General features: G+C 70.4%; 15 protein-coding genes. 5 read left to right on the top strand and 10 right to left on the bottom strand.

The annotated features are described in order from the left end of the window. Positions 1 to 5: 5 nt before the first annotated feature. On the top strand, positions 6 to 1,175 hold the full coding sequence (locus Pla163_RS08180) for a DNA topoisomerase IV subunit A (protein ID WP_145186332.1): 1,170 nt from the start codon (positions 6 to 8) through the stop codon (positions 1,173 to 1,175). A gap of 101 nt (positions 1,176 to 1,276) precedes the next feature. Here Pla163_RS08180 and Pla163_RS08175 read toward each other — a convergent pair whose 3' ends face one another. The 7 genes from Pla163_RS08175 to Pla163_RS08145 form a co-directional block, all read right to left on the bottom strand. Further along, positions 1,277 to 4,348: a hypothetical protein gene (locus tag Pla163_RS08175; RefSeq protein WP_145186329.1), complete on the bottom strand. Its 3,072-nt coding sequence runs from the start codon at positions 4,346 to 4,348 to the stop codon at positions 1,277 to 1,279. A gap of 362 nt (positions 4,349 to 4,710) precedes the next feature. Beyond that, positions 4,711 to 5,751 (bottom strand): hypothetical protein, encoded by a 1,041-nt coding sequence (locus Pla163_RS08170; RefSeq protein ID WP_145186326.1) that lies wholly within the window; start codon positions 5,749 to 5,751, stop codon positions 4,711 to 4,713. Between the two features lie 386 nt (positions 5,752 to 6,137). Next, entirely contained in the window at positions 6,138 to 7,133 is a 996-nt protein-coding gene (locus Pla163_RS08165) for a hypothetical protein (protein WP_145186323.1), read from the bottom strand. A 1,020-nt stretch (positions 7,134 to 8,153) separates the two neighbouring features. After that, complete coding sequence (locus Pla163_RS08160; RefSeq protein ID WP_145186320.1) at positions 8,154 to 9,110, bottom strand: hypothetical protein; 957 nt, start codon at positions 9,108 to 9,110, stop codon at positions 8,154 to 8,156. A 56-nt stretch (positions 9,111 to 9,166) separates the two neighbouring features. After that, positions 9,167 to 10,894, bottom strand: a complete 1,728-nt coding sequence (locus Pla163_RS08155) for an FG-GAP repeat domain-containing protein (RefSeq protein ID WP_145186317.1) — start codon at positions 10,892 to 10,894, stop codon at positions 9,167 to 9,169. A 442-nt stretch (positions 10,895 to 11,336) separates the two neighbouring features. After that, the gene (locus Pla163_RS08150; protein WP_145186314.1) at positions 11,337 to 11,648 is read right to left on the bottom strand and encodes a hypothetical protein; all 312 of its coding nucleotides are present in this window, start codon (positions 11,646 to 11,648) and stop codon (positions 11,337 to 11,339) included. Positions 11,649 to 11,852: 204 nt separating this feature from the next. Continuing rightward, on the bottom strand, positions 11,853 to 13,112 hold the full coding sequence (locus Pla163_RS08145) for a glycosyltransferase family 4 protein (RefSeq protein ID WP_145186311.1): 1,260 nt from the start codon (positions 13,110 to 13,112) through the stop codon (positions 11,853 to 11,855). A 158-nt stretch (positions 13,113 to 13,270) separates the two neighbouring features. Between Pla163_RS08145 and Pla163_RS08140 the strand changes: the two genes are divergently transcribed. The 4 genes from Pla163_RS08140 to Pla163_RS08125 all read left to right on the top strand — a co-directional run bounded on the left by Pla163_RS08140 (position 13,271) and on the right by Pla163_RS08125 (position 19,302). After that, on the top strand, positions 13,271 to 14,266 hold the full coding sequence (locus Pla163_RS08140) for a hypothetical protein (RefSeq protein WP_145186308.1): 996 nt from the start codon (positions 13,271 to 13,273) through the stop codon (positions 14,264 to 14,266). Positions 14,267 to 14,336: 70 nt separating this feature from the next. Then, the gene (locus tag Pla163_RS08135) at positions 14,337 to 15,221 is read left to right on the top strand and encodes a PIG-L deacetylase family protein (RefSeq protein WP_145186305.1); all 885 of its coding nucleotides are present in this window, start codon (positions 14,337 to 14,339) and stop codon (positions 15,219 to 15,221) included. Positions 15,222 to 15,397: 176 nt separating this feature from the next. After that, complete coding sequence (locus tag Pla163_RS08130) at positions 15,398 to 17,860, top strand: DUF1592 domain-containing protein (RefSeq protein ID WP_145186302.1); 2,463 nt, start codon at positions 15,398 to 15,400, stop codon at positions 17,858 to 17,860. A gap of 2 nt (positions 17,861 to 17,862) precedes the next feature. Further along, complete coding sequence (locus Pla163_RS08125; RefSeq protein ID WP_419186452.1) at positions 17,863 to 19,302, top strand: DUF1552 domain-containing protein; 1,440 nt, start codon at positions 17,863 to 17,865, stop codon at positions 19,300 to 19,302. A gap of 13 nt (positions 19,303 to 19,315) precedes the next feature. Here the strand turns inward: Pla163_RS08125 and meaB are convergent, their stop codons facing one another. Genes meaB through Pla163_RS08110 form a run of 3 tightly spaced genes read right to left on the bottom strand, consistent with a single transcriptional unit; the run spans position 19,316 to position 23,882 of the window. Then, positions 19,316 to 20,305: a methylmalonyl Co-A mutase-associated GTPase MeaB gene (meaB, locus tag Pla163_RS08120; protein WP_145186299.1), complete on the bottom strand. Its 990-nt coding sequence runs from the start codon at positions 20,303 to 20,305 to the stop codon at positions 19,316 to 19,318. After that, positions 20,302 to 22,452, bottom strand: coding sequence for a methylmalonyl-CoA mutase (gene scpA / locus Pla163_RS08115; protein WP_145186296.1), 2,151 nt, complete (start codon positions 22,450 to 22,452; stop codon positions 20,302 to 20,304). Before scpA ends, meaB begins: the two co-directional genes overlap by 4 nt. Further along, on the bottom strand, positions 22,449 to 23,882 hold the full coding sequence (locus Pla163_RS08110) for a methylmalonyl-CoA mutase family protein (RefSeq protein WP_145186293.1): 1,434 nt from the start codon (positions 23,880 to 23,882) through the stop codon (positions 22,449 to 22,451). The genes scpA and Pla163_RS08110 overlap by 4 nt, the downstream gene beginning before the upstream one ends. Positions 23,883 to 23,885: the final 3 nt, after the last annotated feature.

Here is a 23,885-nt window from a genome sequence, read left to right as displayed (position 1 = left end):
GAACGATGGCCAAGAAAGCAGCCAAGAAGGTCGCCAAGAAGACGACGGCCAAGAAGCGCGCCGCACTCACGAGCGACGACGGCAAGACGCTCCAGCTGATCGACGCGACCGCCGACCGCGTGCGGCGCTCGATCGACCGCCGCATCCTGCCGGAGCTCAAGTTCCCGGTGCGCAGCCTCTCCAACGTCTCGTACACGAAGGCCACCGGCTACTTCGAGCTGGGCAAGGGTCGCAAGGCACGCGCGCTGTCGGTCAACACCGTCAAGAGCTTCGCGCAGACCCTGCGGCTGATGTCGCTCAGCAAGGAGATGGTGGAGAACGACGACTTCGCCACGAAACGGGAGGCGTACTACGTCAGCAAGAACTGGGGCGAGTGCCGCTTCAAGGACCAGCCCGAGTCGGACACCGTGATGGACGACATCGAGGCCATGGCGAGCCTCGACGGGCTGTCGCGCGAGCAGCTGCGCTACCGGCCGGAGGAGCACGGCGGCGCGCTCGCGGGCGAGTTGGTCGTCATCGACCGCGACAAGGAGACGGGCGCCGAACTGCGGATCGACTGCACGCAGATGGGCAGCGGCGCCTACACGATCCCGAGCTCCGTCGAACACCTGGGCTTCGAGACCAAGGCCAAGTTCATCCTGGCGATCGAGACGGCCGGTATGTTCAACCGCCTCAACGACCACGCGTGGTGGCGCAAGGCGGGAGCGATCATCATTTCGATGGGCGGAGTCCCCTCCCGTGCCCAGCGCCGCTTCGTGCGGCGCCTGTCCGACGAGCACAAGCTTCCGGTCTACTGTTTCGTCGACTGCGACCCGTACGGCATCGGCAACATCTACCGCACGCTGAAGGTGGGCTCCGGCAACGCCGCGCACATCAACCGCTTCTTCTGTGTGCCGCGCGCGCAGTACCTGGGCGTCACGCCCCAGGACATCATGGACTTCCAGCTCGAGGACGCGACGCACCCGCTCCAACCGGTCGACATCAAGCGTGCCAAGGACGCGCTGAAGAACGACCCGTTCTTCAAGAGCCACAAGCCCTGGGTGACGGCGATCAACCAGATGCTCAAGATGGGCGTCCGCGCCGAGCAGCAGGCGCTGGCCAAGTGGGGACTCAACTTCGTGATCGAGGAGTACCTGCCGCGCAAGTTGAAGGACAAGAAGTCGTTCCTGCCCTGAGCACGGAGAACGACGCGCCCGACGTCGAACGGCCCGGCCCACCTCGCGGTGGTCCGGGCCGTTCTTCACTCCATCGGGCCGGGGGCGAGCCCCGCGGTCGTTCAGCGCACCGCGAAGATCCGCAGGAAGTCCAGGGACGGGAGCAGGTCCGCGCTGTCCAGGGCCACGACCTCTTCGGCGACGCGGAAGCGCACTTCGAAGCGCACGAAGCGTGCGTTCTGGATGTCGAGCGACGAGGGATCACTGGTCCAGACCGAAGCCGCAGCCTCGTCGGGACCGAGCATCGCGTTCGAATCCGTCACCTGGAAACGAACGCTCAGTTCGTTGCGCGGATCGAGCCAGTCCCGCTTGGGTCCGGTCGTCACCAGCATGTGACGCGGGTGCAGCGTGAACTCCACCCAGTTGCCCAGGGCGGCGACCGAGTCCTCGACCGAGCCGGCCGTGGACGTCGCGGTCAGACGCAGCTGCTTGGTCGTGGCGTCGTAGGTGGCCGCCGCGACCGTGTGGCGACGCGTCTGCGTCCCGCCGAGGTTGCTGAGCACGAACACCCCGCCGACGAGCAGTTCCGGTTGGTCGAGCAGGCGCCCGTCCTCGGTCCCCTCGATCGGCGAACCGTCGACCACGAGCGTGTAGTCGTCGGCCGAGACGAAGGGCAGTTCGGGACCGTCGCCGACCAGCGTCGGGCCGAGCAGCGCGGCGAGGTCGTCGAGCTTGCCGTCACCGTTCGTGTCGATCGGGCGTCCGGTCACCGGATCGATACCGGCGAAGACCAGGTCGACCAGTCCACCGACCTCGGTCGGTCCCACGGGCAGCGAGATCCAGTCCGAGAGCGCGCGCGAACGGTTGCTCTGGTTCGGAGCCAGCGTCCAGGGGTTCGGGTCGCAACGCGATCCGATCTTGGCGCCGAAGGGCAGCAGGAGGTCCGTCGACGGATCCGCGACGTGCACCTGGACGACGCCTGGGCTGCCGTCGCCACCGCGACCGATCTGGGGATCGTCGCCGCCTCCGAGCGCGCCGAGGCCACCGCGGGCCTCGATCGCTTCGAAGCCGAGCAGGCGCAGGTCGATCTGGCCACCGGCCTCGAGCTGGATCCAGCCGCCGCTTCCGCCGCCGCCGCTGCCGCCGAGGTTGAGGTTGGCCGAGAAGGCCTGGCCCTTCGCACCGTTGCCACCGTTGGCGAACATGCGGGCGTTGGAACCGAAGCGGATGTCGTTGCGAGCGATCAGGACGAGCACGCCGCCACCGCCGCCGCCAGCACCGCCGCGGTACTCGTTGGTGGGCGAGATCGGGCTGGGGAAGATGGTCGAGATGACCGAGTCACCGCCAGCTCCTCCGCCGCAGCCACCCAGAGCGGTCAACAGCTCGCCCTCGACGACGGTGCCGAGCACCGGGTCGAAGCGACGTCCGCAGAAGTCGTTCTGGAAGTCGCCGTCGGAGAACGGCGAGGGACCGATGAGACCGGCTTGCGGGCCGAGGAGTCCGTCCTCGGCGCCGTAGACCAGCGGGTGTCCGGCGCTCGCAGACGGCATGGGGAGCGGCGATCCAGCGGCACCGGCCGCCAGGCAACCGCCGCCACCGCCACCCCCGAACATCCAGGAGATCGACTGCGGACCGTAGGCCGATTCGCCGCCGAAGCCGCCTTGACCGTCCATGCCCATGGGCGGAGCACCGGCTCCACCGCGGGCATTCGAACCGTCGATCGTGGGCTCCGGCACGCCGCCGCGACCCGCTCCGGGACCGCCGAGGCCGGCGAGGTCTTCGAGGGGCACGCCGCTCGTGTGCGGGAGTGCATTGCGACCGGAGACGTCGACGCGCCCGAGGATCGTGATGTCGCGCGAGGCACGCACCACGAGCGGGTGCGGACCGTGAGCCTTCAGCAGTCCGCCGAGGTGCACGACCAGGTCGCGAACCTCGAGCACACCGCCGTCGACCGCCTGGCTCGTCGACTGGGCGCCGTCGGGGCCACCGAGGACGAGACCGCCGTCGGTGTCGATGTCGAGCACCTGACCCGGAAGCACGTGCAGGTCGAACGTGCCGCCCGGTCCGCCGCTGCTGACGAATCCGGCGGTGGCGCGCAGGCGTCCGTCGCTCCAGTCGGCCGGTTGGATCAGCTCACCGGTCGCAGGATCGACCTGGGCGCCGGTCACTCCGGGATCCTGGTCGAAGTCCTCGAACAGGTCGAAGGTCCAGCCGCTCGGGTAGGCGCCGGTGCGCATCAGCGCGAAGTCGTCGCGGCGCGCCGTGGTGGCCTCGCCGACGATGTCCTCGAAGTCGCTGTCGACGACGACGCGCAGGAGCGACTCGGCCGGCAGCACGAAGCGCGGCTTGAGGTCGATGCGGACGCCCTCGGAGCACAGGTTGCTGAAGGGGACGCGCTCGACGTCGATCTGCTGCCACGTTCCGTTCGGCAGTTGCACCTCGAGACCGAGACGCACGAGGTTCTCGGCCGACGGCGCGATGGGCTGGTCGAACACCAGAGCGACGCAGACGGTGCTCTGGTAGGACGACGGCAGGTTGAGGGGCAGGTCCTCGACCGGAACGGGGTCCTGGGTGTTCGGATCGAGCTCGAAGAACGCCGCGAACTCCTGGGCGCCGATCAAGAGGCGCGAGGCGTCGGCCTCGTTCGAACCCACCTGACGCACGATCGGACGCGGCGCACCAGGGACCGGATCCCAGAGCGGGCCACCCGGAGTGGACTGGTCGGCGGAGCGGAACGAAACCACGGCTCCTTCCTGCAACTCCGCTCCGTCGGCCGCGAGGACCGGGGCGGGATCGTCGACGTCGGCGATCGTCAGGACGTAGTCGGTCGCCTGCGCGAAGCCGAAGCCGTCCAGGTCGAGGTCGACCGGGCAGCTGGGCTCGAAGACGATGCTGGACGGTCCGTCGAGGACGAAGGCACCACCGGCGGGAAGACCGGAGGCGTCGAGCAGGGAAAGGGACGACGACCCGAGCACGGCCGGATCGACGGCGCGCGAGAACTCGAGACGGATGGAACGATTCAACTCCCAGGTCGCGCCGTCGGACACTCCGACGGAAACCAGTTCGAACGGGCCAGAGGCCGGGTTCACGGTGCCGCCGCCGCCGCCGCTTCCACCACTGCACGACCACAGCAGCGAGAGTGAGACGACCACGGACGCGCGAGCGAAGTTGTGGGCTGTTTGATGGGTACTCATGGGGCCCTCCTCCTTGTGGACAGACGCCAGGCAAAAGGTACCACGCGTCGTTCGGCAGGTACGAAAAATGCGATTTCCTACGCGGAACCCCTATCGGCGCCCGCCAGCGCCGTTCCAGGGCCCGGGACGGCCCGCACCGCCGCCCGCCTGGCGACTCGGGTGGGCGGCGGAGCGCTCCCGTGGCGGGTCCCGACACGGGCGGCCGCGGCCCGAGGCGCGTGGGATGCCGGGCCACAGGACCGCCTCGCGGCCTCGACCCCGCCGGCGCGCCCCACGAACGCCGAAGGGCCTGCGCCGCTCACGGCACAGGCCCTTCGGCACGAGGACGGCGGACGGTCGCGGGGCTCCTGGCCCCGGGCGGCTCAGTCCGCGGCGGGGAAGCGCCCGTTGTCCTGCTTCGCCACGCTCTCCCACAACAGGCGCGCGTTCATCCACGGTGCGACGTCGTTGGTCAGCGCGCCGAGGACCGCGGGGTTCGCGATGTTCGGGCTCGTGATCGACAGCGAGGTCATCGGACGGACGATCGCCCAGCCGGTCTCGGTCTCGCCGATCCCGTCGCAGTTCGTGTCCAGTTCCCGGGCGTCCGTGACCGTGGTCTTCAGGCCCAGTTGGGTGAAGAAGCCGGAGATCTCGCTCAGGTCCGTGCGCGACCAGCAGGCGAACCAGTACTCGCCGGAGAGCTGGAACTCGTCGTCGTTGAAGATGATGAACTTGACGTTCGTGAGGTAGTTGCCGCCAGTGAGCGAGATGAGGATCAGCTCGCCGGGGATCGTTCCGATGAAGCTGTCGATGTACAGCTCGTCGGCGAGCTCTTCGTACTCGAGCCCGTCGAAGTCGCGCGCGCCGTTGTTGTTGAGGTCCGTGTCGAGTCCCTCGAGGCCTTCCGCAACGAACGGGATGGCGTTGAGCGAGTACATGCCCCCCATCGCCGAGATGATCTGGATGGAGCCGATCAGGTGGTTGAAGGACCAGTAGGTGTCGATCTCGTTCGGGTTCATGGCCGAGACGACCAGGTACCCCTCGGCGAACGCAGCCGAGTTGTGGCAGTTGGTCAGGACCGACAGGGTGTCGGCGGGCGTCAGGGTCTCGACCCGGTCGGCGATGGTGCAGTCCGCGAAGAGGAACGGCGAGATCGAGTCACTGACGTTGACGTACTGGAAGTGCACGTCCGTCGAACCCGCTCCCGCGCGATTCGTGTTCGTGACGCTGACGACGTTGAACACCGGAACGCCGATGAGCTCCTCCTGGCCCTTCCCGTCGGGCGACTGGAGCTGCAGCGCAGAGCGTTGGTAGGGATAGACGAGGACGCTTCCCGGCTCGCGACCGTCCGCGAGAGCAGGACTTGCGAGGGCGAGGAGGGAGACGGACCCGAGAAGGAACGAGCCGAACGAAGAGGCAGACATCGCGAGGAATGGAACAGGGAGTGGTGGGACCGGATCAGCGCGCGTCGAAGAGGGCTCGACGCGCAGGTCCGGCGACCGGCAGGACTAGGAAGCCGCATTCGATACTATCCCGCTTCGGGGAGAAGGGTCGAAATCGGCGAGGAATCGCGCGAAGAATCATGGAGTCCGCCGGGGATCGGATCGCCCGATCGCGCGCCGACCGGCACTCCCCCATCGCTCGGCGGACGTCGAGCGAGCGGACTCGAGGCGGCCCGAGAGTCGGACGAACCTGCGCGCCAAGTGAACCGGGGGGCGGAGAGCGCAGCGGTGCTGGCTCTCCGCCCCCCGGCGGATGCTTCCGTCACCCGACCGAGGTCGGATGCCGGATGCGTCGGTCGCGAACTGGATCAGTTCGGGAACGAACCGTTCAGCTGCTTGGCAACGCTCTCCCAGAGGAGACGACCGTTCTGGAACTGGGGGTTCTCGTCGTTGACGAGAGCACCGAGCACGGCCGGGTTCGAGATGTTCGGGCTCGTGATCGAGAGAGCGGTCGTCGGGCGGACGATGGCCCAACCGGTCTCGACGTCACCGAGGCCGTCGCAGGTGATGTCCAGCTCGCGCTCGTCGTTGACCGTGGTCTTGAGACCGAGGTCGGTGAAGAAGCCCGAGATGTCGGCCAGCGGGGTGCTGGTCCAGCAGGAGAAGGCGTACGTGGCCGACAGCTGGAACTCGTCGTCGTTGTAGATGATGAAGCTGACGTTGGTCAGGTACTCACCACCGGTCAGCGAAAGGAGGACCAGGTTGCCACCGAGGACACCCACGTAGCTGTCGATGTACAGCTCGTCGGCGATTCCTTCGTACTCCGCACCGTCGAAGTCACGACGTCCGTCGTTGTCGAGGTCGGTGTCGGTGCCCTGGGCGCCGATGGCGTTGAAGGGAAGCGCGTTGAGCGAGTACATGCCACCGCCGGCGGTCACGACCTGCTCGGAACCGATCAGGTGGTTGAACGACCAGTAGGTGTCGATCTCGGCCGGGTTCATCGCCGAAACGACGAGGTAGCCTTCCGTGGCTCCGCCGCCACCGTTGTGGCAGCTGGTGAGCACCGAGAGGGTGTCGGCCGGGGTCAGGGTCTCGACGCGGTCCGAGATGTCGCAGTTGGCGAACAGGAACGGGCTGCCCGAGGTCGAGACGTTGACGTACTCGAAGTGCACGTCGGTCTCGCCGCTGCCAGCGCGGTTGGTGTTCGTGACGCTGACGACGTTGAAGACGCCGACGTTGCCGAGTTGGGACTGGACGGCGGGGTAGAACAGAACGCTACCCGGCTCGCGCCCGTCGGCCAGAGCCGCCGGGGCCAGCGCAGCGAGACCCAGAAGGGCGATAGAAGTCTTGGTGATGAGGCGCATTGCCTTGATTCCTCAGTTGAGGTTTCGGGGTGTTGAACGTCCTGCTCATGCAGGCGTCGGACAAGGAACAGAGGCTGAGCCCGTCGCGTGGGGAGAGGCCCCGGCAAAAGGCGCAGAACGGTAGGACGGACCGTGGAGCGGTGAGGCTCGAACGGTCGGCTGGGACGGCCGAACAGGAAGCGGAAGGACGGGAACGCGAACCGAGCGTCGGGACAGCGGGCGCCGCCACCCACCAGCGAGGAGCCAGCCAGCAGGGAGCCAGCCAGCAGCTCGCCTCGGCCGGGCACCTGCGTCGGTGCGCGCTTCGACTCCGAACCGCGTCGACCTCTCGGGCCGCCGCGTTGGCTCGGCGTGCTGCACGCACCCTCGGGCCGGCATCCTGGGATAGGCGTCTGGGATCGGCGTTCCGGGTTCGGCGCGCTGCACGCGTGCAGCATCCGTTCGCAAGGCGTCGAGCTCCCGAGGCCGGCGAGCGAGCGTCGACGCGAGCCTGACTCGTTCGATCTCGCGACCGTGCTCGCGACCGTGATTCGCATTCGTGTTCGATCCGACTCCCACTGCGGTTCGGCGGCGCGGCAGAGCGTCGTCGAACGAGGGTCGTCGAGGGGGGGAAAGAGCGGACGAGCAGAACCGCGCGGGTTCGACTCGATCGAGTGGGCAGCAGTGTGATCGATGGGCCTCGTTCCGTGTTCATCAATGAACGTCGGAAGTTCAGCAGGCTCGATCCTGGGAGCCCCCCACCCGGCCCGATGTCGTGCGGTTCGTCGCGGTCGGAACCGCGGTGAACGCTCGACCCCAAGCTGAAGGGCAGGTGTTCGTCCAGTGACGGGTCGGTGTCGGTCTCGCCGAGTTCGACACGTGCTCCGGACAAGCGGCAAGGGTACACCTTCTCCCCCGTCCTGTTGGAACTTGCTTTTCGAAAATCCGGGCGACCTCGAGACTCGAGGCGCCCCCCGGACAGGTCCAAGGAGCGCCTCGATCGGACGAAGACCCTACGAGAACGGGACTTCCGGCGAAATCTCAGCGGCCGCGCTGGGGCGGCTCCTCCTGCTCGAGGTACCACTCCCCGTCGATGAATTGCCAGGTGCAGGCCGCCTCGGTCTGCCGGCGGAGCTCCGCCGGGTCGGTGCCGGACAGGCGGGCGCGCATGTCCGGGGGGAGCTGGGCCAGCACGAGCTCGCTGTCGAGCACGAAGTCGACCCGGCCGGCCGCCCCTCCGTCGTCGAGGCTGGACTTCGTGAGCTCCATGCCGTGCACGCGCATCGCCCCGGTCCCGAAGATCCCGAGGAAGGTGCCCAGGTCCGTCCGTTCGCGGTCCTTCGGCGTGAGCATCGAGTAGATCGCCACCTGGTCGTCGGCCATCCGCAGGTCGCGGTAGTCGGCGTAGCGCTCCTCGAGCGCGGCCAACCGATCGCCGAACAGCACCTCGGCGCGGCTCTTGCCCCAGGGTTCGTCGCCGGGGACGAGGAACCAGGTGCCGCCCTGCAGCGCCCAGCTCTGATCGAGGGTGTAGGCCTTCGGCGTGGGAGCGGGCACCGCGGTGGGCCCCGCCATCTCGCCGGCGCCTTCGTCCTCGACCTGCGGCGCCGTTTCGGCCACGCGCACCTGCCAGGTGGCCTGCGCGAAGCCGCGGTCCCACTCGAAGACGACGGTCGGTCCGGTCATCTCGAGGACCTCGGTGTCGTCGAACGCCCAGCGACCCGCCATGTGTTCGGCGTTGAACTCCGCGCGCGCCTTCTCGCCCAGGAGTTGGACGAGGCCGGCGGCGTCCTCGGCCGCGCGCAACTCGGCGAACCGTTCGAGGCGCTCGTCGAGGCGGTCCGCGACGCGATCGCGCTCGAGTTGTCCGAAGTCGATGGTCAACGCGACCGTCGCTCCAGCGAGCGCGAGCGCGCCGATCAGGTAGAGACCTGCTCCACCGCGCCGGCCGTGGGCCGGGGTCTCGGTGCGGTTCGTTCGTCGATCGAGGAGCTTCATGTGGGTGTCGGTGGGATTCGTTCGGCAGATGGGCGGATGGTTCTGGTCGTCCTGGATCACGGCTTCTCCTGCGACTCGCGGAAGCCGGCCAGAGTCCCGGCCAGGTCGAGCAGGCGCACTCCGCCCTGTTCGAAGACCACGCCCTCGTCGAGGCCGTCGCCGTCGAGGTCGGCGACCTGGGCGTGGTAGTGCGAGACCTTCTCGCCGATGCGCGCGATCGGCGTCACGTTGCCCTTCGCGTCCATCTCGGCGATCAGTGCGCCCTCGCGACCGAGCAGGTAGAGCTCGTGTCCGGCGTCGCCGTCGAGTTCCACGAACTCGCCGTCGTCGAAGGACTCGGTGCTCGGAAGGTCGACGTCGAGCTGGCGCCAGGCGCCGTCCTCGTAGGCGTGCAACGTCATCGGCAGGTCCTGCGTGGTGTGCCACCCGAGAACGAGCAGCTCGCAGACGCCGTCGCCCTGGAGATCCACGGGCAGCACCTGCATGAGCGTGCCGCCGACGACCGGTGCATCCAGACCGGCGCTGCGGTTCTCGAAGGCTCCGTCGCGGTAGCTGAACACGACCACACCGACGCTCGTGGTGGCGAGCAGGTCGAGGGTCCCGTCGCCGTCGAAGTCGTGCGTGCGCACCTGGTAGCCGTACTCGTTCGGATCGAGCAACTCGGCCAGCACGAACCACACGTCGCGCTCGCGGTCGTAGCTGTACACGTACATGCCGCCGGTGCCGGAGAAGAAGCCCATGCAGGCAAGTTCCGGAACGCCGTCGCCGGTCAGGTCGCCGAGCGCCACGTCGGTACAGACGCCCATGCCCTCGAGACCTGTGCTGGACTCCTGCCAGGTCAACTCGCCGTCGACCATGCGCGACAGGTAGGCGCGGGGGTAGCCGTTGTGGCAGGCGAAGGCCAGGTCGGTCGCACCGTCACCGTCCAGGTCGGCCACGTCGGCGCCGCCGTAGCCCAGATCGCGACGCATGCCCTTGGTCGACTCGACCCAGCGCGCACCGCCGTCCTCGTTGAGCCAGACGTGCAGGCCTTCGCCCTTGTCACCGCCGCCCCACACGCGCAGGGAGCCGATCAGGTCCAGGTCGCCGTCGCCGTCGAGATCGCTGAACGCGGGCTTGCCGCGCCAGGTTCCCGCGACCGGCAGGCCGTTGGGACCGAAGCGCGCTCCCTCGACGGGAACGGGCCCGGCCGGTTGGGCCGCGGCGGCCAACGTGGGATCGGGGAACGGCAGCGCGTCGAACCGCGGCGCGGCGACGGCGGCGTAGGCGGGCGAGGAGCTGCCGGGGTCGGCGATGTGGATGACGCCGTCGATGGCACGGATCCAGTGAGCGGGGATCACGCCGCCCGAGGCGAACAGTTCCTGGGCCGTGGGCGAGATGCGGATCTGGCCCTCTTCCACGAGGCTCTTGAAGAGCGCGGGATCCTTGGACAGCTCCTGCAGCGTGCGCGACAGGTCCACCCCGCGGCCAGCCCCTCCGGAGTTCAACTGACTCTCCGCGATCAGGTCCGAGAGGAGCGGGGTCGGACCCGTGGAGTCCACGACGAGGTCCTTCACCTCACCGGTGCCGAGCCCCTCGGTGATGGCCTGCTCGACCTCGGTGTCGTCGGCCTCGACGATCACGGAATCGGTCGCGGAGAGCTTCCAGGCCACGACGGCGGCGGCGCCGGCGACCAGGACCCCCACCAGCAGCGCGGCGGCCGAGGCCCCGCGGCGGTGGACGGCGGGATGGAAAGAATTTCGGCCCGTCGGAACGGGAGCGAGCGCGGCGTGCAGTTGTTTCATCGTCGAGAGCGGTTGTGCGAGCGGCCGTCGTCGTGCGGTGCTTGTGATGCGGCGGGTGATCGCGGTCGAGCGAAGCATCGAGATCGTTCTGGACGGCCCCTATTGCCCGATTCGGCGCGAACCGCCCGTGTGGCGGAACCTGTGCACCCGTCGAAGATCCGTACGGACCAGTCCCCCACGAGCGCGAGCGTTACCCCGGAACTCCCGACGCACGTGCCTCGTACCGTCGGTCGTTCCACCCATTGTGTGTACCGCGCTGAACGGGGCCGTGTCGGGAGGATCCCGTCGGAGTCCACGTGGCCCGACGCCCGGTGGGCCGGATCCGGCCGCGGGTCGGGGCGCCCGGCGCGGTCGACGCCCCGGACCGCTCCACCGGACCGCTCCACCGGACCGCTCTACCGGCCCGGGGCGCGCGCGTCCGTCGACCGGCTCGAACCGTCCGTCAGGCGGTCTTCGCCCGGCGACCGCGGGGCCGGCGGCCCTTGGGCAGCTCGAGACCCGTGTCGGCGAAGTAGGCGGCGATCGGCTCGCGCCCGTCGGCCAGGGCGTGGGCGAGGGCGTTGTTGCCGCCCTCCTTCGCCTCCTCGATGGCCTTGTCGAGGCCGCGCACCACGGCGATCGCCGCCTTGTGCGAGGGATCCTGCTTCAGCTCCTTGGCCTTCGAGCGGTTCTTCAGATCGGTGATCTGCTTCTCGAGGTCGGCGATGATCTGCTCCGGGCTGCGCCGGATGCGCTTGGCACCTTTCTTGGCCATGGTTCGCGTCGTGGTTCGGGGGCGGTCGGCCCCGGTCGATCTGGTGTCGCCACCGGCGGATCGTGCGCCGCGCGGCGGGTCTCGGCCCCGCGACGTCTTCGCCGGGCGACGGTCCCCCGCACGACCCGAAGGCCGGCGGAGCGATCCCGCGCGGGGAGCGAAGAGGCCCCCTCTCGGTCCGCGGGACGTTCGAGGCGAACCAGTCTAGGACCGCGCCGCGCCGCCCGTACCCGCCGAGGCGAGCACTTCTCGCCACACGTCCGCCACCCGACCGGCCACAGCGTCCCAGGTGAACGGAGCCAACGCTCGCGGACCCGCGCGTTCGCCGCGCTGGGCCTTCGCGAGCGCGCGATCCAAGGCCGCGGCGAGACGCTCGGCGAAGGGCTCGAGCTCGCCCGGGGCGCAGGATTCGCCGTCCACCGTGCGCGGCGGCGCCACCACCTCGAGCGCGTTGCCGAGCGGACCGGCCAGCGCCCCCACCACGCCGGGCAGACCGGTCGCGGCCAACTGCGCCCCGGCCGCCGCGCCCTCCAGCAGCACGAGCGGCAGACCTTCCCACAGGGACGGGAGCGCCATGACGGCGCTCGAATGCAGGACGCGCACCAAGGTGTCGTCGTCCAGTCGTCCGGCGAGGTCGACACCGGGCTGCGCGCGGGCCTGGGCGCGCAGGGCGTCGCTCTGGGGCCCACTGCCTCCGCCGACGAGCACGAGTCGAGCGCGCGGGCGCGTGCGGCGCAGGATCGCGTGCGCGAGCAGCAGCGCGTCGACGCCCTTGGCGTGACTCAACTTGCCGACGAAGACGATGCGCTGCTCCCGCAGGCGTTCGCGTCCGGTCGGATCGAAGCGTTCGGGCTCGAACCCCGAACCCACGACGCACGTGCGGGCGGCGTCGATCGCGAGGCGTTCCGCGTAGCGCTCGGCCTGTTCCGTGTGGAGCGTCACGAGTCGGTCGAGTCCGGCGAGATGCGCGCGCACCTTCTGGCCGACCTTCGGCGCCAGATCGAACTGGCGCAGGTCCGACCCGTGGCCGTGGACGACGAGCGGGACGCCCGGGAGCGCATCGCGCGCCGCCGCCGCCACGAGCCACGCGTGGTGCGCGTGGACGAGGTCCGGCCGCCGCCGCTCGGCCGCGCCCCGGATCGCCGCCACGAACGCGTTCCACCAGGCGTCGAGCTCGCCCGCGTCGAGACTCGCCCAGGTGCGACTTCGGTAGGGCATGACGTCGCTCATCCCCACCACGTCGTGCGGCAGGTCGAGCGCTCCACCCGCGTTCGAGGCGAAGCGCACACAGGTCACCGCGTCGTCGTCCACGCCGCGGACGCGCGTCTCGCCGTCGACCGGTACTCCGATCACGGCCGAGGCCTCGAATCCGAGCGCACGGGTCGCGCCCGTCAGTCGCTCGAGCGTGACACCCGAGCCGGTGAGACCCGGACGCTGGCAGAGGACGTGGAGGACGTGGGGCACGCGACGAACGGAGTGAAGGTGTGAGCGGTGGTGCGACGGGCCCGAGCCACGGGTGGACCGCGCGGGTCCGGCGTGTCGAACCGCGCGAGCCTCTTTCGGGCGCGGGCACGGTTCCGACGGCCGCGTCAGCCTAGCGGGTCCTCTAGGCTGTCACGCCCGTGCTCCAACTCGCCTCCCACCCGCAGACCGTCGGCGCGCTCACGTCCACGCTTCTGTCGGATCGCGACTCCGCCTGGCTGATCGGCTCCCTCGCGGTGATCGCACTCGTCCTGTCGGTCGCGCTGGTCGTGCTCGCGGTTCTCTTCGTGCGCCGTTCCCGCAGCGATCCGGCGCTCGTGGCCGGCGGGACGTTCACGCTCTGGCGCACGAACCGGGACGTGTTCTGGGGCCGCCTCGAGCCCCGCGGCCGTGGCCTGGTGCTTCGCTTCGAACGGTCCTACGCGCCGGCGCACGAGCCGCGGCGTGCGGCGCTCGCCCTCGATGCGCGCGACGCGTGCAACAGTCTGGCGCTGGTTCGGCCCCTGCACCTCGCGAACGAGCGCGCACCGGGCCGAGACCTGACCAACAGCGGTGCGGACCGAGCGCGAACAGCGGGTCCCCGCGGCGCGCTGGGCGCGTTCCTGGCCGAGACGCTCGAAGCACTCGAACTCGCGCTCGAACGCGCCCTGCGTTCGGGACGACCGCAGCCCTTGCAGGAACGAGGGTTCCTCGGTGGCTGGCGCGGCCGCGACGTGGTGATCGAACTCGCGAACGGAGCGCGGCTCGCCGGTCGCCTGACCCACGTCGGTCCCGCGTGGCTGCGACTCGTCGACGTCGCCGACGGACGTGCCCCCGAAAGCGTCGAAGTCGCGCGCGACGCGGCGAACACGGGCGCCGCTCTCGAGCTGCGAACGAGCGCCTCCAGCGTCGAACTGGTCGCCGCCCCCGACGTGCGCGGTGTGGCCCACGTCCACGAGGTCCAGGACGGCACGCGCGCCTGGTCCGTCGGCGTGACGTTGCTGCCGGGGACCGAGCTGGTCCTGCCCTGGCCGGGCGCCGACGACCTGGACGTGCGCGCGCGCGTCGACGTCGCGATCGGCCTGGAGCTGCTCGTTCCCAGGGCCACCGCGCGCGTGGTCTTCGTCGGCGACTCGAGCGCGCGCACGGAACGCTGATCACACGGACCGCTGATCGCGAAGGGCGACGACCACACGAAGCTCGGCACACTGCGCCGGACACACCCGAATGAACTCAACCGACCACTTCCGCCCCACCCGCGACAGCGGCGACCTCTTCGTCCCCGACGGCAGTGCGCCGCAGGCGGCCCTCGCGCGCACGACGCACCTGTGCATCGCGGCGCACCCCGACGACGCCGAGTGGATCGGCTACCACGGCGTCGCGGCCTGCTTCGACCACGCGGACGCCTGGTTCACCGCGGCGATCGTGACCGACGGAGCGGGCAGCGTGCGCGGTGGCCCCCACGCGCACCTGACCGCGACCGAACTGGTCGGTGTGCGGCGCGCGGAACAGCGCCGCGCGGCCGAGTTGGGGCGCTACGCCGCCGCGGCACAGCTGGGCTGGCCGAGCAGCGCGGCGCGCGACGGTGGGAACGACGCGCTGCGCGACGAACTGGTGGCGCTCCTCGCCGCGACGCGACCGACGCACGTCTACGTGCACGCGCCCACCGACCGCCACGCGACGCACGTCGGCGTGTGCGCGCGTGCGCTCGAAGCCCTGCGCCGGGCCGATCGCGACCTGGGGCTGCGACCGGAGCGGGTGCTGGGCGTCGAGGGCTGGGGCGACCTCGACTGGCTGGCGCCCGAGGACCGTGTGGCGCTCGACGTGTCGGCGCGACCGCACCTGTTCGCCGCCTTGATCGGCGCCCACGACTCGCAGATCGAGGGCGGCAAGCGCTACGACCTGGCGATGGCGGCGCGCTGGCGGGCGAATGCCACGTTCGCCGAGCCGCGCGCCCTCGATCGCGCCGACGCGGTGGCCCTCGCCGTCGACCTGACCGCCGCCGCGCGCCACGGCGGACCGAGCCCGGACGCCGTCGTGGCCGGTCTGTGCGAGCGCTTCGAACGCGACGTGCGCGAGCGGCTCACGGGCGTCGATCCGCGCGCGGAGTGACGCCGACCGGGAGCGCCGCGGGATGCTCCACCCCGACGTCGCCCGCGCTCGGGGCGGGCCGCGTCCCGGTCCTGGCCCGTCGGTCCGTCGCGAGCAGGGCTGCCGCTAGGGTCGCGCGGCGGCGGTCCGTCCTCGGGGCGTCGACCGAAGCCCGCGGCCCTACTATGAATGGCGTGATGCAGGCCAACGACCCCCGACCGCGCGCAGCGTCCACCCGCCTCCTTCGCACCGGCACCGCGGCGCGCCTCTTCGGCGTCGGACGGGGAGTGCTGGTCCCGGGGCTCTTCCTGGCCCTCGCCTGCGCCGCCAGCCTGTCGGCCAGCAGCGACGGGGACCCGCTGTTCGTGCCTTTCGCGAGCGCCGCTGCCCAGGACCCGGTCGCCCCCTCGCCGTTCGCCAGCCCCGCGGAACTGGCGGAGCGCTTCACCACCCAGGTCGCCCCGTTCCTCGAGGCGCACTGCGCGATCTGCCACTCGGGGACCGAACCCGAGGCCGGCTTCGGCATCGACGCCTACGCGGACGTCGAAGCCATCGTCGCCGGTGAGGTGCTCTGGCGCCACGCGGCCGAACGCGTGCGCCGCGGGCAGATGCCGCCCGAAGGTCGCGAGCGCCCCGACGACGAGTCGATCGAGAACTTCGTCGACTTCGTCGCCCGCGCGGCCCGTTCGGCCTACGACCCCGCGCGCGGCGTCGATCCGGGTCGCAACGTGCTGCGCCGCCTCACCAACACCGAGTACGCGAACACGGTGCGCGACGTGCTCGGCGTGCGCTTCGACGCGCACGCGCACTTCCCGGCGGACAACATCGGTCACGGCTTCGACAACGTGGCCGACGTGCAGATGCTCGACGAGCTGCTGCTCGAGCGCTACCTAGAAGCCGCTCAACGCGTGGCGCAAGAGGCGATCCGTTGGGAGCAGATGGGCGAACCGACGGTGCGACCGATCTCACCGGTCGAGATGGAGGGCGGTCGCGGACGCGACTCCTGGCGAGCGCTCTGGTCGAACGGCGAGACCGGTGCCTACTTGGAACTGCCCCGCGCAGGTCGCTACCGCCTGCGCGCCACGGCCCACGCGGACCAGGCGGGCGACGAGCTCGCGCGCATGGAGCTGCGCCGCGGCGGCACGATCCTCGCATCCGTCGAAGTCGTCTCCGCGAACAACGGCGCACCGGACGAGCACGAGATCGAGTTCGACGTCGACGAAGGCGGTGAGCACTGGATCGGAGCGGCGTTCGTGAACGACTTCGCCGACAAGGCGAACGACCTCGATCGCAACCTCTTCGTCCACGGACTCGAGGTCATCGGCCCGCTCGATCCGCCGCGACCGACGGCGCTCCAGGAACGGCTGCACGCACTGGTCGAAGGTGAGCGCAACGACAGCAAGGCGCTCGACGCACAGCTCGTGTGGCTCGCGACGCGGCTGTGGCGCACCGATCCCGATGCGAGCGACATCAAGCGCATCGCCAAGCTCGTCCCGAAGAAGGCCGAGCGCGACGAAGCGCTGCAGATCGGCCTCGCGGCGCTGCTGGCGTCGCCGCGCTTCGTGTTCCGACTGGAGGACGACGAGGCGCGCGACGACGACGTGCGCGACCTCGACGGCTTCGAGCTGGCGACACGCCTGTCGTACTTCCTGTGGAGCGCCCCCCCCGACGACGCGCTGCTCGCACTCGCGGCCGACGGCACGCTGGTCGAGCACGACGTCCTGGTGGGCCAGCTCGAGCGGATGCTCGACGATCCCCGTTCCGGTGAACTGGCGCGCAACTTCGGGTCCCAGTGGCTGCAGACGCGGCGCCTCACGAAGCACGACGTCGACCCCGACAAGTTCGACACGATCACGCCCGAACTCCTGGCGGCGATGCAGCGCGAGACGCTGCTCGTGTTCGAGGCGGTCCTGCGCGAGAAGCGTTCGATCCGCGACCTGTTGGACGCCGACTTCACGTTCGTGAACGACGCCCTCGCCGAGCACTACGGACTGCCGCGCGTCGACGGGGCGTTCCTGCGCCGCGTGTCGCTGGTCGGCACCGACCGACGCGGGATCCTGCTGCACGGTTCGATCCTGACGGCGAACTCGCTCCCGAACCGCACGTCGCCGGTGAAGCGCGGCAAGTGGGTGCTGGAGTCGATCCTGGGTTCGCCGCTGCCGCCCCCGCCGCCGGGTGCCGACAGCTTCGGCGACGACGATCCGGCCCAGTTCACGGCGAAGACCGCGCGCGAGCGCTTCGCCGCCCACCGCTCCAACGCGGTGTGCGCTTCCTGCCACGACATCCTGGATCCGATAGGTTTCGGCCTCGAGCGCTACGACGCGGTCGGACGCCGGCGCGATCGCGACGGATCGGGAGCGATCGACGCCAGCGGCACGCTGCCGACCGGAGAGTCGTTCGCCAACGAGCTGGAGTTGATCGCGCGCATTCGCGACCTCGATCGCGACGCGCGCTACTACGACGGTCCGAGCCTGATCCGCAGCGTGGTCGAGAACCTGCTCGTCTACGCGCTGGGTCGCGGACTGGAGCCGACCGACCGCCCCACCGTCGGTCACGTGCTCGAGCGCCTCGACCCAGAGCATCCGACGCTGCACGACGCCATTCGCGAGATCGTCCTCTCGGACGCCTTCACCAAACGCCGCACCCGCGCGGCCCAATGACCATGAAACTCCGACGCACCACGGCGCACAGCGCGGCGACGAACGACGAGACGGCCACCGGCGACGCGACCGGAGCGAGCAACGGCTCGCGCCGCACGCCGCGCATGCTCGGTCAGGCGCTCGACCGGCGCACGGCTCTGCACGGCATCGGCGCCTTCCTGGCGCTGCCGCTGCTCGAAGCCATGCAACCCAGCGCTCTGCGACTCGGGCCGGCGCCGAAGGTTCCGCCGCGCCTGGTCTACGTCTACGTGCCGAACGGCGTCCACATGCCGGCTTGGACGCCGGAGCGCGAAGGGCGCAACTTCCCGACGAGCCGCATCCTCGAGCCGCTGGGAGACCTGAAGAAGAAGGTGGCCGTGCTCTCGGGCCTGACCCACGACAAGGCGCGCGCGAACGGCGACGGCCCCGGCGACCACGCGCGCGCGGCCGCGACCTGGCTGACCGGCACGCAGGCGTTCAAGGACTCGTCCGTGCTGCGCTGCGGCATCTCCGCGGACCAGCTGGCAGCCGCCGAGGTCGGACACGAGACCCGCTTCCGCTCCCTCGAGCTGGGCTGCGAACTCGGGCAGGGTTCGGGTGAGTGCGACTCGGGCTACGCCTGCGCCTACAACTTCAACATCTCCTGGAAGAGCGCGTCCCAGCCGGCGACCCAGGAAGTGAATCCGCGCAAGCTCTTCGACCGCCTGTTCGGCGAAGCCACCAGCGCCGAGTCCGCCGCCGCCGCCGCGCTGCGGCGCGAACGGGGCAAGAGCCTGCTCGACTACGTGAACGACGAGGTCCGCCGCCTGCGCAAGGACCTCGGCGGCAACGACCGCCAGAAGATCGAGGAGTACCTCGAAGGCCTGCGTGAGATCGAACGGAAGATCGACTTCGACTCCGGCGACGACCTCGTCCTGCCGGAGGGGTCGACGAAACCGACCGGTATCCCGAAGCGGTTCAGCGACCACTGCCGCCTCATGTACCAGATGCTCGCCCTGGCCCTGCGCACCGACCAGACGCGCGTCGCCACCTTCATGTACCTGAAGGAGGTCTCGGGGCGCACCTACCCCGAGATCGACGTGCGCGAAGGGCACCACGCGCTCTCGCACCACGGCGACAACGCGGACAACCACCGCAAGCTCGAGAAGATCAACACGCTGCACGTCAGCCTCCTGGCCGAGTTCCTGCGGGACCTCGACAGCGTCGTGGAGGACCGCGACACGCTGCTCGACCACACGATGGTCTGCTACGGCTCGGGCATCAGCGACGGCGACAAGCACAACCACGAGGACCTGCCGACGCTGCTCGCGGGCGGCGGCGAGTTGAAGCGCGGGCTCAAGCTCGACCGCCACGAGCAGTACAAGAAGGACACGCCGATGAACGACCTGCACCTGGCGCTCCTGGATCGCATGGGCGTCGAACCCAAGGAGTTCGGCGACGCCGAGCGCGCGCTGTCGATCTGACGGCGGCCGAGCCTCAACCGCGGTAGGCGGCCAGCAGGCGTTCGGCGCCCTGGATCGGCGTCAACTCGCCGGCTCGCACCGCACGGCGGACCTCGGCGTCGAGTGCGGCGACGGCGGGATCCTCGGCGAACGAGCGCTCGAGGGCCTCGCGCACCCGCTCGGACATCCAGCGCTCGGACTGGTCGCGGCGACGCGCCTCGAGCGTTCCGTCGGCGCGCTCGCTCGCGATGCGTTCTTCGACCAAGCTCCACAGCTCGGCGAGACCCGTTCCCTCGAGCGCGCTGACGCACAGCACCGGCGGCGGCGGATCGCTGGGATCGGCGCCGAACGTCGACAGCGCCGACATCAGCTGGCGCGCCGCGTTCTCGGCCGACAGCCGTCGCTCGCCGTCGCACTTGTTGACGGCGATCACGTCGCAGACCTCGAGGATGCCGCGCTTGATGCCCTGCAGCTCGTCGCCCGCGCCGGGCAGGGCCAGCACGCAGAACAGGTCGACGAGGTCGCGCGCCGCGTACTCCGACTGGCCGACGCCGACCGTCTCGACCAGCACGACGTCGTAGCCCGCGGCCTCGAGCACGACGATCGTCTCGCGCGTTCGGCGCGTCACCCCTCCGAGCGTCGTCGCCGACGGACTCGGCCGGATGTACGCGAGCTCGTGCTGGGACAGGCGGTGCATCCGCGACTTGTCCCCCATGATCGAACCACCCGAGACCGAACTCGACGGATCCACGGCCAGCACACCGACGCGCAGCCCGCGCTCGACCAAGAGGCATCCGAGCGCCTCGATGAACGTGCTCTTGCCGACGCCGGGGACACCGCTGATCGCGACGCGCGCCGAACCTCCGGCGTTCGGCAGGAGCTTCGCGAGCAACTCCTGCGCGCGCGCTTCCTGGTCCGGGCGGCGACCCTCGACGAGCGTGATCGCGCGCGCCAACGCGGCGCGATCGCCGCGGCGCACGCCTGCTGCCAGCGCGTCCGTCTCGGTGGCGCGGGCGTCGCTCACACGTCCGCGGCGGCCTCGATGGCCGCCACCAAGGCGATCGCCGCTTCCGTGATCACGGTGCCCGGTCCGAAGACGGCCACGGCGCCCGCGGCCGCCAAGGCTTCGTGGTCCTGGGGCGGAACGACGCCACCGACGACGATCAGCACGTGCTCACCGCCCTGGGCGTCGAGCGCCGCACGCAGCGCCGGCACGAGCGCCAGGTGGCCCGCGGCGAGCGAACTCACCCCGACCACGTGCACGTCGTTCTCGACGGCCTGACGCGCGGTCTCCTCGGGCGTCTGGAACAGCGAACCGACGTCCACGTCGAAGCCCAGGTCGGCCAGTGCCGTGGCCACGACCTTCTGACCGCGATCGTGTCCGTCCTGACCGAGCTTCGCGACCAGGATGCGGGGCTGTCGGCCCTCGGCCTCGGCGAACGCGGCGACGCGCTGGCGCGCCTTGCGCAGGTAGTGGTCTCCGCTGGGCATCTCGTTCTTGTACACGCCGCGCACGACCTGGGGTTCGGCGGCGTGCCGACCGAACACCTTCTCCATGGCGAGGGACATCTCGCCCACCGTGGCGCCGGCGCGCGCGGCGTCGACACAGGCGGCGAGCAGGTTGCCGTCGCCACTGGCCGCGACGGCGGTCAGGGCCTCCAGGGCGCGTTCGGTGGCGGCGCCGTCGCGCTCCGAGCGCAGGCGTGCCAGACGCTCGATCTGGGAGCGGCGCACCGCCTCGTTGTCGACCACGAGCACGGGGATCTCGTCCTTCGTCGTCGGCTGGAGCTTGTTGACCCCCACGATGACCTGCTTGCCCGAGTCGATGCGCGCCTGGGCCCGGGCCGCGCACTCCTCGATGCGACGCTTGGGCAGACCGGCCTCGATCGCCTTCGTCATGCCGCCCAGGCGTTCGACCTCGATCATGTGCTTGCGCACGCGACCGGCCAATTCCTGGGTCAGGCTCTCGACGTAGTGACTGCCGCCCCAGGGGTCGATCGTGCGACAGACGCCGCTCTCCTTCGCCAGCGCCAACTGCGTGTTGCGCGCGATGCGGGCGGAGAAGTCGGTCGGCAGGGCCAGCGCCTCGTCCAGGCTGTTCGTGTGCAGCGACTGGGTGTGGCCGGTCACCGCCGCCAGGGCCTCGACCCAGGTCCGCACCACGTTGTTGTAGACGTCCGTAGCGGTCAGCGACCACCCCGACGTCTGGCAGTGCGTGCGCAGCATCGAGGACTTCTGGTTCTTCGGCTCGAACGGCGCGACGGTCTCGGCCCACAGGAGGCGCGCCGCGCGCAGCTTGGCCACCTCCATGAACATGTCGGTCCCGATCGCGAAGAAGAACGAGAGCCGCGGCGCGAACTGGTCGACGGTCAGGCCCGCGTCGACACCGGCGCGCAGGTACTCGAGACCGTCGGCGAGCGTGTACGCGAGTTCGACGTCGGCCGTCGCCCCCGCCTCCTGCATGTGGTAGCCGGAGATCGAGATCGAGTTGAAGCGCGGCATGTGCGCGCTCGTGTAGCGGAACACGTCACCCACGATCCGCATCGACGGCGTCGGCGGATAGATGTACGTGTTGCGGACCATGAACTCCTTGAGGATGTCGTTCTGGATGGTCCCGCTGAGCTTCTCGGGCGGCACGCCCTGTTCCTCGCCCGCGACGATGTACAGCGCCAGGATCGGCAGAACGGCGCCGTTCATCGTCATCGACACGCTCATCGTGTCGAGGGGGATGCCCTCGAACAGGATGCGCATGTCCAGGATCGAGTCGATCGCGACGCCGGCCATCCCGACGTCGCCGAAGACGCGCGGGTGGTCCGAGTCGTAGCCGCGGTGCGTCGCGAGATCGAAGGCGATCGAGAGGCCCTTCTGCCCCGCGGCGAGGTTGCGGCGGTAGAAGGCGTTGCTCGCTTCGGCCGTCGAGAAGCCTGCGTACTGGCGCACGGTCCACGGCCGCTGGGCGTACATCGTCGGGTACGGGCCGCGGACGTAGGGCTCGAAACCCGGCATCCAACTCGCTTGGGGACCCTCGCGCGTGTCGAGCACGCGGTACCGCGGTTCGACCGCGATGCCCTCGGGCGTGCTGGTGGCGGCGAGGCCGCCGGAGCCCGCGGCTTCGGTCGGCAGGCGCGCGTCGTCGTACTCGAGTTCGGCGAAGTCGGGCAGTTCCTTCACGAGCGCGCCTCCGCGGTCCGGGCAGCGGGTTCCGGCTCCAGGAGATCGGCCTCGCACAGTCCTTCGACGAGCGGCCAGCCGCTCGCGCCGACGGACGAACGGGGCGACGCGGCGGTGCTGCGCGACGCCGTCCCCTCCGACTCGGTCCCGGGGGGCGGCGGGTACTCGGTCACGCCGACGATCGTGTGCGTGCCGGCGTTCACGGCCGCGGCCAACGCGCTGCGTCGTTCCTCGAGCAGGCTGGCGAGCGCGCCCGACTCGATCCAACTCGCGAGCCCGCCCGCGCGCTCGATCGCGCGGAAGCGGTCCCAGGCGGCCCGCGCGATCCCGTCCGTCAGGGCTTCGACGTACCAGGATCCGCCGGCGGGGTCGTCCACGCGCGCCAGGTGGGCTTCGTGCGCGAGCACGCTGTGGGTCGTCCGCGCCAAGCGCTCGCCGATGCGCGAACCGCGCTCGAAGGGCGCGAGTTCGATCGTGTGCGCCCCGCCGACCGCGCCGGCAAAGGCGTGGGACGACGTGCGCAGGGCGTTGCTGGCGCGATCGACGGGCGCGAGCTCGCGCACCAGCCCGACGGCGTGCACGACGGGCGCGACGAGGCCGCAGTCCCCGTCGGCAGCCGATTGGCAGAGTTTGGCGAAGACCAGGCGGATGGCGCGCAGCTTCGCGATCTCGTCGAACAGGTCGCGACCGACACCGACGCGCACGGCGGTCTGTCGGAGCCACGCGCGCGCCCCGATGCCCGCACGCGCCGCGCCGCGCAGGCGTTCCGTCGCAGCGGCGAGCAGGAACGCGAGTTCGTCGACGGCGTTGGCACCGGCTTCGCGCAGGTAGGATCCGTCCACTTCGAGAGCGCGACCCGTCTGACCGCTGGCCTTCCAGTGCCCGAGCAGCGCCAGCTCCTCCTGGGCGACCGCGGCGCCGTCGAAGCGACCCCGTCCGTCGGCGAGAACGTTGCGCACGGGATCGAAGCCGCCGAAGAACTCGACCGCGACGCCGTCGACGACGTCGAGCACCCGGCCGGGTGTCCCCGTCGGGCGCAGGACGATCTGGGGCCGATCGATCTTCGTCGCTCCGAGCGCACTGAGCACGGCCGTGAACTCCTCGGGATCGAGCGCGTCGACGTCGCCCGCCAGGCGCACGGACGCGAGCCCTTCGAGGACGGCTTCGCGCACCACGGACGAGACTCGCTCGAGGCTCACGTCGAAGGTCTCGCAGGCCTTCCAACCGCGGCGCGGGCGCAGGTTCTCGGGCAGCGCCGGACCGCCCTCGCTCTCGGTGTACAGCACGCGGGTCCGCACGCCGCTGGACGCCGTGCGGGCGAGCGCCGCGTCGGCGTCCTCGACGCCCAGGTCGGCGGCGACGCGCTCGGCCCAGCGCTCGCGGGACACGGAGCTCCACTCCATCGGTTCGGGAAGATCGATCGATGCCATGGC

The sequence above is a fragment of the Rohdeia mirabilis genome (genome assembly GCA_007750655.1).
In the GTDB taxonomy this organism is placed as follows: domain Bacteria; phylum Planctomycetota; class UBA1135; order UBA1135.
The sequence above is the reverse complement of the archived record's forward strand: the minus strand, read 5'-3'. Positions and strand labels throughout refer to the sequence as shown.

Coding starts and splice junctions, on each gene's coding strand:
- Pla163_RS08180 (WP_145186332.1), top strand. CDS start 6: ATGGCCAAGAAAGCAGCCAAGAAGGTCGCCAAGAAGACGACGGCCAAG.
- Pla163_RS08175 (WP_145186329.1), bottom strand. CDS start 4,348: ATGAGTACCCATCAAACAGCCCACAACTTCGCTCGCGCGTCCGTGGTC.
- Pla163_RS08170 (WP_145186326.1), bottom strand. CDS start 5,751: ATGTCTGCCTCTTCGTTCGGCTCGTTCCTTCTCGGGTCCGTCTCCCTC.
- Pla163_RS08165 (WP_145186323.1), bottom strand. CDS start 7,133: ATGCGCCTCATCACCAAGACTTCTATCGCCCTTCTGGGTCTCGCTGCG.
- Pla163_RS08160 (WP_145186320.1), bottom strand. CDS start 9,110: ATGAAGCTCCTCGATCGACGAACGAACCGCACCGAGACCCCGGCCCAC.
- Pla163_RS08155 (WP_145186317.1), bottom strand. CDS start 10,894: ATGAAACAACTGCACGCCGCGCTCGCTCCCGTTCCGACGGGCCGAAAT.
- Pla163_RS08150 (WP_145186314.1), bottom strand. CDS start 11,648: ATGGCCAAGAAAGGTGCCAAGCGCATCCGGCGCAGCCCGGAGCAGATC.
- Pla163_RS08135 (WP_145186305.1), top strand. CDS start 14,337: ATGAACTCAACCGACCACTTCCGCCCCACCCGCGACAGCGGCGACCTC.
- Pla163_RS08130 (WP_145186302.1), top strand. CDS start 15,398: ATGCAGGCCAACGACCCCCGACCGCGCGCAGCGTCCACCCGCCTCCTT.
- Pla163_RS08125 (WP_419186452.1), top strand. CDS start 17,863: ATGAAACTCCGACGCACCACGGCGCACAGCGCGGCGACGAACGACGAG.
- Pla163_RS08110 (WP_145186293.1), bottom strand. CDS start 23,882: ATGGCATCGATCGATCTTCCCGAACCGATGGAGTGGAGCTCCGTGTCC.